12 protein-coding genes are annotated in these 11,549 nt (G+C 59.8%); 6 read left to right on the top strand and 6 right to left on the bottom strand.

Translation table 11 applies throughout. The features are described from left to right. Positions 1-16: 16 nt before the first annotated feature. Entirely contained in the window at positions 17-616 is a 600-nt protein-coding gene (locus KVH01_RS24100) for an FMN-dependent NADH-azoreductase (protein ID WP_217883172.1), read from the bottom strand. 149 nt (positions 617-765) lie between these two features. After that, on the bottom strand, positions 766-1,080 hold the full coding sequence (locus KVH01_RS24105) for a 3-phosphoglycerate kinase (protein WP_217883173.1): 315 nt from the start codon (positions 1,078-1,080) through the stop codon (positions 766-768). Positions 1,081-1,129: 49 nt separating this feature from the next. Here KVH01_RS24105 and KVH01_RS24110 point away from each other — a divergent pair, with 49 nt between their 5' ends. From KVH01_RS24110 to aqpZ, 5 genes are all read left to right on the top strand, one after another. Beyond that, positions 1,130-2,053 carry a LysR family transcriptional regulator gene (locus tag KVH01_RS24110; RefSeq protein WP_043048963.1) on the top strand — a complete coding sequence of 308 codons (924 nt, stop codon included), beginning with the start codon at positions 1,130-1,132 and terminating at the stop codon, positions 2,051-2,053. Between the two features lie 14 nt (positions 2,054-2,067). Next, positions 2,068-2,871, top strand: a complete 804-nt coding sequence (locus KVH01_RS24115) for an alpha/beta fold hydrolase (protein ID WP_217883174.1) — start codon at positions 2,068-2,070, stop codon at positions 2,869-2,871. Between the two features lie 3 nt (positions 2,872-2,874). Continuing rightward, positions 2,875-3,438: a peptidylprolyl isomerase gene (locus tag KVH01_RS24120; RefSeq protein ID WP_043048967.1), complete on the top strand. Its 564-nt coding sequence runs from the start codon at positions 2,875-2,877 to the stop codon at positions 3,436-3,438. 82 nt (positions 3,439-3,520) lie between these two features. Next, the gene (locus KVH01_RS24125; RefSeq protein WP_217883175.1) at positions 3,521-5,353 is read left to right on the top strand and encodes an ABC transporter ATP-binding protein; all 1,833 of its coding nucleotides are present in this window, start codon (positions 3,521-3,523) and stop codon (positions 5,351-5,353) included. Between the two features lie 299 nt (positions 5,354-5,652). After that, positions 5,653-6,354: an aquaporin Z gene (aqpZ, locus tag KVH01_RS24130; RefSeq protein WP_217883176.1), complete on the top strand. Its 702-nt coding sequence runs from the start codon at positions 5,653-5,655 to the stop codon at positions 6,352-6,354. Positions 6,355-6,364: 10 nt separating this feature from the next. On the opposite strand, the gene KVH01_RS24135 is transcribed toward aqpZ, so the two are convergent. Continuing rightward, complete coding sequence (locus KVH01_RS24135; RefSeq protein WP_217883223.1) at positions 6,365-7,489, bottom strand: GNAT family N-acetyltransferase; 1,125 nt, start codon at positions 7,487-7,489, stop codon at positions 6,365-6,367. Between the two features lie 284 nt (positions 7,490-7,773). Here KVH01_RS24135 and KVH01_RS24140 point away from each other — a divergent pair, with 284 nt between their 5' ends. Further along, entirely contained in the window at positions 7,774-9,096 is a 1,323-nt protein-coding gene (locus KVH01_RS24140; RefSeq protein WP_217883177.1) for a putative porin, read from the top strand. Positions 9,097-9,199: 103 nt separating this feature from the next. Here KVH01_RS24140 and KVH01_RS24145 read toward each other — a convergent pair whose 3' ends face one another. From KVH01_RS24145 to KVH01_RS24155, 3 genes are all read right to left on the bottom strand, one after another. Beyond that, positions 9,200-9,436 (bottom strand): anti-sigma factor family protein, encoded by a 237-nt coding sequence (locus tag KVH01_RS24145; RefSeq protein ID WP_217883178.1) that lies wholly within the window; start codon positions 9,434-9,436, stop codon positions 9,200-9,202. Beyond that, the gene (locus KVH01_RS24150) at positions 9,430-10,044 is read right to left on the bottom strand and encodes an RNA polymerase sigma factor (protein WP_043048978.1); all 615 of its coding nucleotides are present in this window, start codon (positions 10,042-10,044) and stop codon (positions 9,430-9,432) included. The genes KVH01_RS24145 and KVH01_RS24150 overlap by 7 nt, the downstream gene beginning before the upstream one ends. Positions 10,045-10,189: 145 nt before the next feature. Further along, on the bottom strand, positions 10,190-11,311 hold the full coding sequence (locus KVH01_RS24155; protein ID WP_217883179.1) for a beta-ketoacyl-ACP synthase III: 1,122 nt from the start codon (positions 11,309-11,311) through the stop codon (positions 10,190-10,192). Positions 11,312-11,549 lie beyond the last annotated feature (238 nt).

Consider the following 11,549-nt stretch of genomic DNA (forward strand, 5'->3'; position numbering starts at 1 on the left):
TCTGGCGATTAACGCTTCAAGCGACCTGCGTCAGCAGTGCTTTAGCCTGATTGACGCCCTTCTCCTGGAAGCCCGCCCCCAGGTTCACCCCTTCGGCGTGAATGAAGGTCACGTCGTGGATGCCGATAAACGCCATGACCTGGCGCAAGTACGGTTCCTGGTGATCCGAGGTGGCGCCGGCGTGAATGCCGCCACGAGCAGTGAGTACGATGGCACGCTTGCCGGTCAACAAACCCTGTGGCCCAGTGGCGGTGTACTTGAAAGTCACACCGGCCCGCAACACGTGATCCAGCCAGGCTTTAAGAGTGCTGGGGATGGAGAAGTTGTACATCGGCGCAGCCATCACCAATACATCGGCAGCCAGCAGTTCGTCAGTCAATTCATTGGAACGGTCCAGGGACACCTGTTCATCGTCGTTGCGTTGCTCGGCGGGTTTCATCCACCCACCCAGCAGGTTGGCGTCCAAGTGGGGAACGGGATTGCGCGCCACATCACGCAGGGTGATGCGGTCCGCCGGATGGGCTGCCTGCCATTGGCCGATGAACTGTTGGGTGAGCTGGCGGGAGATTGAATCCTGCTGGCGCGCACTGCTTTCGATGATCAGGACATTGGACATGGCTTGGTAGGCTCCATCGGTAATTGCTGTAAGTCGATGGAGCGAAGGTTAACCAGGGCCTATTCGATAAAAAAGCGCAAAAAACTGCTATAACCCATCTAGAAATTTGTTGTTAAGCAGAGTATTCCTGTCTGGCATGCTCCGCTGCTTTATTTTCGAGCGCAGTCCAAGGCAATACGCATTTTGATAATCGCGCGGTTGAACTTGGCCGTGGTGTTTGTGCTTTTGCCGGCGGGTACGGTCACGGTGCGACGGCGCGGCGATTCCGGGCCGTTGGTGAAGATTACCGAACACACCGCATCGTGGGTGCCGTAGTTACTCAACTGGATCGAACTGATGTCGGCGTCCACATCGGATGCGGTGTAGTCCACGCTTACGCCGTCGATCTTTTTAGTCACGTCGATGGGGTAGGCAAATGCGCTCAACGGCAGCAGCGCCAGCAACACACAACAGAATTTTCTCATTCGGCAGTCTCCAATAAGGACCGCCAGCTTAGGACAAGAGGAGCTCATCTTGAAAGCGCCCCGCGTTACCCTTGATCAATGGCGCACGTTGCAAGCCGTGGTCGACCACGGCGGCTTCGCCCAGGCCGCAGAAGCGCTGCACCGTTCACAGTCCTCTGTGAGCTACACCGTGGCCCGTATGCAGGACCAGCTGGGTGTGCCGCTGCTGCGCATCGACGGACGCAAGGCGGTGCTTACCGAGGCCGGTGAAGTGCTGCTGCGCCGCTCCCGGCAGTTGGTGAAGAACGCCAGCCAGTTGGAAGACCTCGCCCACCATATGGAACAGGGCTGGGAAGCTGAAGTGCGCCTGGTGGTCGACGCTGCCTATCCCAATGCGCGCCTGGTGCGCGCCCTCACCGCGTTTATGCCCCAAAGCCGCGGTTGCCGCGTACGCTTGCGCGAAGAAGTGCTGTCGGGGGTTGAAGAATTGCTGATGGAAGGCGTGGCCGACCTGGCGATTTGCAGCTTCAGCATCCCCGGTTACCTGGGCACTGAAATGAGTGCGGTGGAATTCATTGCCGTCGCCCATCCCGAGCACACCTTGCACCGCATGGGCCGCGAACTCAGCTTCCAGGACCTGGAAGGCCAGATGCAGGTGGTGATCCGCGACTCCGGTCGCCAGCAACCGCGGGATGTCGGCTGGCTCGGCGCCGAACAGCGCTGGACCGTCGGCAGCCTGGCCACCGCCGCCGCCTTCGTCAGCAGCGGCCTGGGTTTTGCCTGGCTGCCCAGGCACATGGTCGAGCGCGAACTGAACGAGGGCGTGCTCAAGCAGCTGCCTTTGGCACAGGGCGGCAGCCGCCACCCGACCTTCTACCTGTATTCGAACAAAGACAAACCCCTGGGGCCGGCGACGCAGATCCTAGTGGAACTGCTGCGCACCTTTGATACCGCTCCCCTGGACGCGCCCTTTGCCGCGCCCCTGCAAGCCTGAAACGGAGTTCATCCATGGCCTGGTTCGAGCATGAAGGCTGCAGCCTGCATTACGAGGAATACGGCCACGGCAGCCCGCTGATCCTGATCCATGGCCTGGGCTCAAGCAGCCAGGATTGGGAGCTGCAAGTGCCGGTATTAGCCCGCCACTATCGCCTGATCGTGGTCGATGTGCGCGGTCATGGGCGCTCCGATAAACCCCGCGAGCGCTACAGCATCCAGGGGTTCACCTTCGACCTGGTCGCACTGATCGAACATCTGGACCTGCCCGCGGCCCACGTGGTGGGGTTATCCATGGGCGGTATGATCGCCTTCCAACTGGCGGTGGATGAACCCACGCGGGTTAAAAGCCTGTGCATCGTCAACAGCGCGCCCGAGGTCAAGGTACGCAGCGCCGATGACTATTGGCAGTGGGCCAAGCGCTGGACCCTGGCCCGCGTGCTGAACCTGAGCACCATCGGCAAGGCCCTGGGCGAACGGCTGTTCCCAAAACCTGAGCAAGCCGACCTGCGGCGCAAGATGGCCAAACGCTGGGCAAAGAACGACAAACGTGCTTATCTCGCCAGCTTCGACGCGATTGTGGGCTGGGGCGTGCAGGAACAACTTTCGAGGATTACCTGTCCAACCCTGGTCATCAGCGCCGACCACGACTACACCCCCGTGGCGCAGAAAGAAAACTATGTAAAACTGCTGCCCGATGCGCGGCTGGTCGTCATTGAAGATTCCCGCCATGCCACGCCCTTGGACCAACCCGAAGTCTTTAACGCGACCTTGCTCGATTTTCTAAAGACCGTCGAAACCACTACCCAGGATCACTGACCCATGCTGAAAAAAATCGCCTTCTTTGCCGGTTCCGTTCTGTTCGCTGCCAACCTGATGGCGGCCGAACCTGCCAAGGCGCCTCACGTATTGATCTCCACGACCAATGGCGACATTGAAATCGAACTGGACCCGGTCAAGGCGCCGATCAGTACCAAGAACTTCCTGGCCTATGTCGACAAAGGCTTCTACACCAACACGATTTTCCACCGCGTGATCCCGGGCTTCATGGTCCAGGGCGGCGGCTTCACTGCACAAATGGCGCAAAAACCGACCGAAGCGCCGATCAAGAACGAAGCCAGCAATGGCCTGCATAACGTGCGTGGCACCTTGTCGATGGCGCGCACCAATGACCCGAACTCGGCCACCAGCCAATTCTTCATCAACGTCGCCGACAATGCCTTCCTGGATCCGGGCCGCGATGCCGGTTACGCCGTGTTCGCCAAAGTGGTCAAAGGCATGGATGTGGTCGACATCATCGTCAACTCCCAGACCACCACCAAGCAAGGCATGCAGAACGTGCCAATCGATCCTGTCCTGATCAAGTCGGCCAAGCGCATCGACTGAGGTCAGCAGCAAGCTTCGCGCGCAGCCCACAAGGCAGCGCGCGCATTTGAAAGGAGAGCCCGCACGGCGGGCGTCAAGCCTAATGCTCTATCGTCGTTTTGAACAACTGATCGATATTTTCCGCGACGCGCCCAGCGCCGCGCCTCCCGATAAAGTCCTGCCCTTCTATCTCTACTACCTGCGCCAGGTGTGGCCGCATTTCGCCGCCTTGCTGGTGGTGGGCCTGATTGGCGCGCTGATCGAAGTCGCGTTATTCAGCTATTTGAGCCGCATCATCGACCTGGCCCAGGGCACGCCGCCCGCCGATTTCTTCCAGATCCACAGCACCGAGCTGATCTGGATGGCCGTAGTCGCCCTGCTCTTGCGCCCGATTTTCGGCGCCCTGCACGACCTGCTGGTACACCAGACCATCAGCCCCGGCATGACCAGCCTGATTCGCTGGCAGAACCACAGCTACGTGCTCAAGCAGAGCCTCAATTTCTTCCAGAACGACTTCGCCGGGCGCATTGCCCAGCGCATCATGCAAACAGGTAACTCACTGCGCGATTCCGCCGTAGCGGCAGTGGATGCGATCTGGCACGTGGCGATCTACGCCATCAGCGCCCTGGTGCTGTTCGCCGAGGCCGACTGGCGCCTGATGATCCCGCTGGTGAGCTGGATCATCTGCTACAGCCTGGCACTGCGTTACTTCGTGCCACGTGTGAAGGAACGCTCGGTAATCTCCTCCGAAGCGCGTTCCAAATTGATGGGCCGAATTGTCGACGGCTATACCAATATCACCACCTTGAAACTGTTCGCCCATACCCAATACGAGCAGCAGTACGCCAAGGAAGCAATCATCGAGCAGACCGAAAAAACCCAACTGGCCAGCCGCGTGGTGACCAGCATGGATATCGCGATTACCACCATGAACGGCCTGCTGATCGTCACCACCACCGGCCTGGCCCTGTGGTTGTGGACCCACTCGCTGATCTCGGTGGGTGCGATTGCCCTGGCCACCGGCCTGGTGATCCGTATCGTCAACATGTCCGGCTGGATCATGTGGGTGGTCAACGGCATTTTCGAGAACATCGGCATGGTGCAGGACGGCCTGAAAACCATTGCCCAGCCACTGGCGGTGACCGACCGCGACAACGCCCCACGCCTGAGCGTGCCCCAGGGTGAAGTGCGCTTCGAACAGGTGGATTTCCATTACGGCAAGAAGAGCGGAATCATTGGTGGCCTGAACCTGGAGATCAAGGCCGGGGAGAAGATCGGCCTGATCGGCCCGTCCGGCGCGGGAAAATCGACCCTGGTCAACCTGCTGCTGCGCCTCTACGACCTGCAGGGCGGACGTATCCTGATCGACGGCCAGAATATCGCCGAAGTCGCCCAGGAAAGCCTGCGCGAACAGATCGGCATGATCACCCAGGACACTTCGCTGCTGCACCGTTCGATCCGCGACAACCTGCTGTACGGCAAGCCCGACGCCACGGACGAAGAGCTCTGGGCCGCAGTGCACAAGGCCCGCGCCGATGAGTTCATCCCACTGCTGTCGGACTCCGAAGGCCGCACCGGGCTGGACGCCCATGTGGGTGAGCGCGGGGTGAAACTCTCCGGCGGTCAGCGCCAACGTATCGCCATCGCCCGCGTGCTGCTCAAGGACGCACCGATCCTGATCATGGACGAAGCCACCTCGGCGCTGGACTCGGAAGTGGAAGCGGCGATCCAGGAAAGCCTGGAAACCCTGATGCAGGGCAAGACGGTGATTGCCATCGCCCACCGGTTGTCGACCATCGCACGCATGGATCGCCTGGTCGTACTGGAGAAAGGCCAGATTGCCGAGAGCGGCAGCCATGCCGAGTTGCTGGCCCACAAGGGGCTGTATGCGCGATTGTGGCAGCACCAGACCGGAGGATTCGTCGGCATCGACTGATGCAAATACCTTTTAAGGGGTGGAAGGGGCTTGCCCGCGAAGACGTCGCCCCAGCAACAGTGATCTTGGCTGACCTACCGCTATCGTGGGCAAGCCCCCTCCCACATTTGATCGCATCCACTCAGTATCATTTACAACACGCGCCAGTGCCCATAGGCATCTGGCGTTTTTTCATGGCCTGGATTTGTGTAAAAACCCTGCTGTACTCAGTGCAGTGCCCAGATGGGCGCTGAAGTAAATCTGCAGGGAGCATCACTGATTTACTGATTCGGTAGAGCTATCTATCAAGGACGTGGCACATGTCTTTGTTCAAACGTTCAATCACAGAGGGGCTGGGTACGTTTTGGCTGGTGTTGGGCGGCTGCGGGAGTGCGGTGCTGGCCGCAGCGTTTCCCAATGTCGGAATCGGCCTGCTCGGTGTGGCCCTGGCGTTCGGGCTCACAGTGCTGACCATGGCATTTGCCATCGGGCACATCAGCGGCTGCCACCTTAATCCGGCCGTTTCGGTGGGTCTGGTGGTAGGCGGACGATTCCCAGCCAAGGAGTTGCCGGCCTATATCGTGTCCCAGGTGATCGGCGGCACCCTCGCCGCCGCTCTGCTGTATTTCATCGCCAGCGGCAAACCGGGGTTCGAACTGGCCTCCGGACTGGCAAGCAATGGGTATGGCGAGCATTCACCGGGCGGGTATTCAATGGCGGCAGGGCTGGTCTGCGAGCTGGTGATGACAGCGATGTTCGTGCTGATCATCCTTGGCGCCACCGACCGCCGTGCCCCGGCAGGCTTCGCGCCTATCGCCATTGGCCTGGCGCTGACGCTGATCCACCTGATCTCGATCCCGGTCACCAACACGTCGGTCAACCCAGCCCGCAGCACGGGGCCTGCGTTGATTGTCGGCGGTTGGGCACTCCAGCAGTTATGGTTGTTCTGGCTCGCACCGATCCTCGGCGCGGTGATCGGTGGCGTGACCTATCGATGGCTGGGCAAGGATGAAGGGGCTTAAGGCAAACGGGTCAGCCCTGCCGATAAGGCAGGGCTGCCCTCGCCTCTTCGGCATACGCCAGGATGCCCACCCGTTCACGCTCAAGAAAGTCCGCTACGGCACTCTTGAGCCCCGGATGACGCAGGTAGTGCCATGAGCGTGTAATCACCGGCTCAAACCCGCGAATCAATTTGTGCTCGCCCTGGGCACCGGCGTCGAAGCGTTGCAGGCCGTGGGCGATGGCGTAGTCCATGCCCTGGTAGAAACAGGTTTCGAAGTGCAGCCGGTCGAATTCCGCCAGACAGCCCCAGTAGCGGCCGTAGAAGCTGTCGCCACCGATCAGGCTGAAGGCCATGGCCACCGGGCGCGAGCTTTGCTTGGCCAGTACCACTCGAATGGCCTCGGGCATGCGTTCGGCCAGCAGGCTGAAAAACGCGCGGGTCAGGTAGGGCGATTGGCGGCGGACTGCATAAGTATTGGCATAGCAGGCATAGACGAAATCCCATTGAGCTTCGCTCAGTTCATGGCCCTGCAGCCACTCGAATTCGATGCCCTGCCCCGCCACTTGCTCGCGCTCCTTGCGCATCTGCTTGCGCTTGCGTGAACTCAAGGCATCGAGAAAATCCTGGAAGTCGCGATAGCCGCGGTTCTGCCAATGAAACTGGCAACCCAGGCGTTGCATCCAGCCCGGCTGCCGGGCCAAGGCCTCATCGGCCAAGGCGTCAGTGAAATTGATATGGGCGCTGGACAGCCCTTCGATCTCCAGGTAGCCCGGCAGACTCTTGAGCAACTCGAAGCCGTCCCCGGCATTGGCGGCCAAAACGCGTGGGCCGCTGACGGGACTGAACGGCACCGCCGTCAGCAGCTTGGGGTAGTAGTCGATACCCGCGCGCTCACAGGCATCGGCCCAGCCATGGTCGAACACATACTCGCCATAGGAATGCCATTTGCGATAGCTCGGCAGCGCCGCCACCAGGCGCTGCCCTTCCCAGTGCAGCAGATGCTCCGGCTGCCAGCCCGATTGCGGCCCCAGGCTGGCGCTGTCCTCCAGCGCGCTCAAGAACCCATGCCGTACAAACGGCTGCGCCCGCGGCACCAGGGCGTCCCAGACCTCAGGGGCGATTTCGGACAGGCTGTCCAGGCGTTGCAACGGCATCGGCATCCTCACTGATTCTTGGCGTTAAAGCCTGGCGAGTATCGCTTATCGCAACCCCGTGCACACCTTGAAAACACGCTGACAGACTTGGAAATAAATAGTTCCAGTCTCACCCCATTTGTCATCTAGATGAAATCACTTAGCCACTACTCCGTCATAAACGGTCGCGATACTGACGCCAGTTTTTAGAGCGCCTGGGTCTACCGGGCGACATTTTTTCCGTCCGTCATTGGTCGGTTGTGTCCTGGATGGTTTGCCATCCCTCCTCACTTTCGGAGATTGATATGCGTCTTGCTTCCACTAAAACTGCGGCGGTCCTGTGTGGCGGCCTGTTGCTGGCCCTGAGTCTACCGGCCAGCGCTGCAGTCGACGCTAAATTGCTCGACATGCTCAAGGCCAACGGCCAGATCACTGCAGCGCAGTACAGCGAACTGCAAGCAGAGCTGGCCAGGGACCAGAAAGAACAGCAGATCGCACGGCAAGCTCAACAAGAGACCAACGAGCAGATCGCGGCCACCGCGAAAAAAACCAACGAGCTGAGCAGCTTCGATCAAAAATTGGCCTGGGCCGCCAAGACCCAGTTCAAGGGTGACGTACGCTTCCGTCAGGAAACCATCAAGATCGATGGCGAGCCCAACAACGGCGGGCGTGACAAGGACCGTCAACGTATCCGTGCCCGCCTGGGTGCCTACACCGAGATCAACCCACAGGTGGACACCGGTATCCGTATCGCCACCGGTGGCGGCGACGACGCGCGCTCGACCAACCAGGATCAGGATGGCTACTTCGATAAAAAATCGATCTGGCTGGACCTGGGCTACATCGACTACCACCCGGACCAGATCAAGAACCTGCACGTGATCGGCGGCAAGATGCTGCAGCCATGGGTGAGCATGGGCGACGTGATCTGGGATAGCGACATCAACCCGGAAGGCCTGGCCGTCACTTACAAATACCCACTGGGTAGCAGCGCCGAACTGTTCGGCAGCCTCGGTAACTACAATCTCAAAGACAACGTCGACGGCGACGGCGTGCAGTTCCGACACGACCTGCGCCTGACATCCGGCCAGCTTGGTACGCGTTTCTCGGTCACCGACAACCTGAAAATGACCTTGGGCGGCAGTGTCTACGCCTACAAAAATGACGAGGACAGCCGCTGCACAACCACCACCACGCCTTGCGCGTTGGCGGTCAACGGCAACTCGGCCAACAACGAATTCCGCCTGTATGAAGGCTTTGCCCAGGCAGATATCGGCGGCCTGGCAGTGCCCCTGGCGTTCTACGGCCAGTACGTGAAGAACAACGATGCTGTGACCGACCAGGACACCGCGTGGTTGCTGGGTGCCAAGTCCAAGGTGTTCGGTTTCAACCTGGACTACAACTACCGCGACGTTCAACGTAATGCCGTCGTAGGCGCCTTCACCGATTCGGACTTCGCCAACGGCACCACCGGTTCGCGCGGCCATAAGATGAAGGTCAGCTACGACATCGACAAGAACTTTGCCCTCGGCGCCACCTACTTCCTGACCAAGGCTGACTTCGCCAGCCGCACTCAGCGGGATGCCAATACCAACACCTTGCAGTTGGATGCTGAAGCCAAGTTCTAACGCTTAACATGTAGGAGCGAGCTTGCTCGCGAAGAACGTCAACGATAACGCGGTATCCTGGATAAACGCGTTGCCTGTGGGTTCTTCGCGAGCAAGCTCGCTCCTACATGATGTCTTTACGCCTCTCTGCGGCCAGTCGTTCAGCCAGCGCATCAGCACCGTTCACCGGCTCCTGCGGCATACGCTTGAGCGTCGCCTGCATCAGGCGCATCTGACGGATAAAGCGCCGGCAGTTCGGGCAGAACATCAAGTGATGACGCACCATCAGACGTTCACGAAAGGTCAGTTGCCCATCGAGATAGTCGCTGGAGCGTGCTACTTGTTCTTTACAGGTCAACATTCGCCCGTTTCCTCAAAATGCTCCACAGTGGCGAAGACTTTAAGCCGTGCCCGATGCAACAGCACACGCACGTTGGAGAGCGAAAGGCTTAGAAGATTACAGATTTCTTCCAGTTCCAGGCCCTGGCGCTCACGTAATACCAGCACGGCGCTTTGCAATTGGGACAGACTCAGAATCGTATGCTCCAGGCATTTGCGCAATTCATCTTCGGTCAGCAACGCTTCCGGGGTGTCCTGGTGCCAGGCATACGGGGCGACCGCCCAATGGCCATCATCCGGGCTGAAGCGGTCATCACCAATGGTGCCGTGGGGCGAAGGCAAATCGTCGAGCAGCACTTCCCGGCGATTGTGTTTGTAACGGCCTTTGGCAGCGTTGGCGGTGATGGTCAGCAGCCAGGTCTTGAGGCTGGAGCGTCCTTCGAACTTGGCCAGGTTGCGCACCACCGAGAGCCAGGCGTCTTGCACGACTTCGTCGGCGTGGCGCTGGCCGACGATGGCATAGGCCACCGCTCGCATTGCACTCTGGTAAGTGGTGACCAATTCCTTATAGGCCCGCTGCTCTCCCTTGAGCAGGCGTTCAAGCAGGTGCGCGTCGTCCGCTGCTGCCATCGTTTACCTCGATATTGCCTTGGAAATACGGTCAATGTGGGAGCTGGCTTGCCTGCGATGCAGACAACTCGGTGATTCAGGCACACCGAGCCGATGCCTTCGCAGGCAAGCCAGCTCCCACATTTGACCTCGGCCAGCCGTGCAATCAGCGTTTACGCAGGATCACGCTGCCGATGGAATAGCCGGCGCCGAACGAGCTAAGCACCGCCACGGTGCCCTTGGGCAAGTCGTCCTGATAGGTGTGAAACGCAATCACCGAACCAGCGGAGCTGGTATTGGCATACGTATCGAGAATCACCGGCGCTTCTTCCACCGACGCCTCGCGCCCCAGCAGTTTCTTCACGATCAGATGGTTCATGCTCAAGTTGGCCTGGTGCAGCCAGAAGCGCTTCACATCGGTGACGTCCAGCTGGTTTTCCGCCAGGTGGGCACCAATCAACTCGGCCACCATCGGGCAGACATCGCGGAAGACCTTACGGCCTTCCTGCACGAACAGCTTGTCAGGGGCGCCGATACCCTCTTCCGCGGTGCGGTTGAGGAAGCCGAAGTTGTTGCGGATGTTATTCGAGAACTGGGTCAGCAGCTTGGTGCTCACCACCTCGAACTGGTGCTCGGACGTCGCCAGGTCAGCGCGCTCCAGGATCACCGCGGTGGCGGCATCACCAAAGATGAAGTGACTGTCGCGGTCACGGAAGTTCAGGTGGCCGGTGCAGACTTCCGGGTTGACCATCAGGATCGCCCGGGCCTGGCCCAACTGGATGCTGTTGGCCGCGTTCTGGATGCCGAAGGTGGCCGAGGAGCACGCCACGTTCATGTCGAAACCGAAGCCCTGGATACCCAAGGCTTCCTGGACTTCGATAGCAATCGCCGGGTAGGCGCGCTGCAGGTTGGAGCAGGCGACGATCACACCGTCGATATCGGCGGCAGTCTTGCCGGCGCGTTGCAGGGCCTGCTCGGCGGCGCCGACGGCCATTTGGCAGAGCACCGACCATTCGTCGTTGCTGCGCTCGGGCAAGCGTGGGGCCATGCGCTGAGGGTCGAGGATGCCGTCCTTGTCCATCACAAAACGGCTCTTGATACCGGACGCTTTCTCGATGAATGCCGCGTTCGACTCAGTCAGCGCTTGCACATCGCCACGCTCGATGGCGGCCGCGTTGTCTGCGTTGAACTGTTGTACGTAGGCATTGAAAGACTGCACCAGCTCTTCGTTGGAGATGCTGTTGGCCGGGGTATACAGGCCGGTGCCGCTGATGACGACGTTATGCACGGTCGTTCCTCTAAATCTGTCAGGCAGAAGATATTGGTACCGTCGTACCAAACTGTAAGTCGTTTGAGTCCATCAGGCGGGCATCAAACTGGCAATTCGTTATTCAATCTTGTGACCGCGAAGTTTGCCACAACCCCGGGGATTTGGCGTCATGCGCCATACAAACACCGGAATGTGTGAGGGGGCTTGCTCTCGATTACGGTGTACCAGCCGCCGGATTTGTATCAGACACACCGCT

The organism is Pseudomonas khavaziana (genome assembly GCF_019145205.1).
GTDB lineage: Bacteria > Pseudomonadota > Gammaproteobacteria > Pseudomonadales > Pseudomonadaceae > Aquipseudomonas > Aquipseudomonas khavaziana.

Coding starts and splice junctions, on each gene's coding strand:
- KVH01_RS24120 (WP_043048967.1), top strand. CDS start 2,875: ATGCTGAAAAAAATCGCCTTCTTTGCCGGTTCCGTTCTGTTCGCTGCC.
- KVH01_RS24135 (WP_217883223.1), bottom strand. CDS start 7,489: ATGCCGTTGCAACGCCTGGACAGCCTGTCCGAAATCGCCCCTGAGGTC.
- KVH01_RS24100 (WP_217883172.1), bottom strand. CDS start 616: ATGTCCAATGTCCTGATCATCGAAAGCAGTGCGCGCCAGCAGGATTCA.
- KVH01_RS24105 (WP_217883173.1), bottom strand. CDS start 1,080: ATGAGAAAATTCTGTTGTGTGTTGCTGGCGCTGCTGCCGTTGAGCGCA.
- KVH01_RS24115 (WP_217883174.1), top strand. CDS start 2,068: ATGGCCTGGTTCGAGCATGAAGGCTGCAGCCTGCATTACGAGGAATAC.
- KVH01_RS24140 (WP_217883177.1), top strand. CDS start 7,774: ATGCGTCTTGCTTCCACTAAAACTGCGGCGGTCCTGTGTGGCGGCCTG.
- KVH01_RS24125 (WP_217883175.1), top strand. CDS start 3,521: ATGCTCTATCGTCGTTTTGAACAACTGATCGATATTTTCCGCGACGCG.
- KVH01_RS24150 (WP_043048978.1), bottom strand. CDS start 10,044: ATGGCAGCAGCGGACGACGCGCACCTGCTTGAACGCCTGCTCAAGGGA.
- aqpZ (WP_217883176.1), top strand. CDS start 5,653: ATGTCTTTGTTCAAACGTTCAATCACAGAGGGGCTGGGTACGTTTTGG.
- KVH01_RS24145 (WP_217883178.1), bottom strand. CDS start 9,436: ATGTTGACCTGTAAAGAACAAGTAGCACGCTCCAGCGACTATCTCGAT.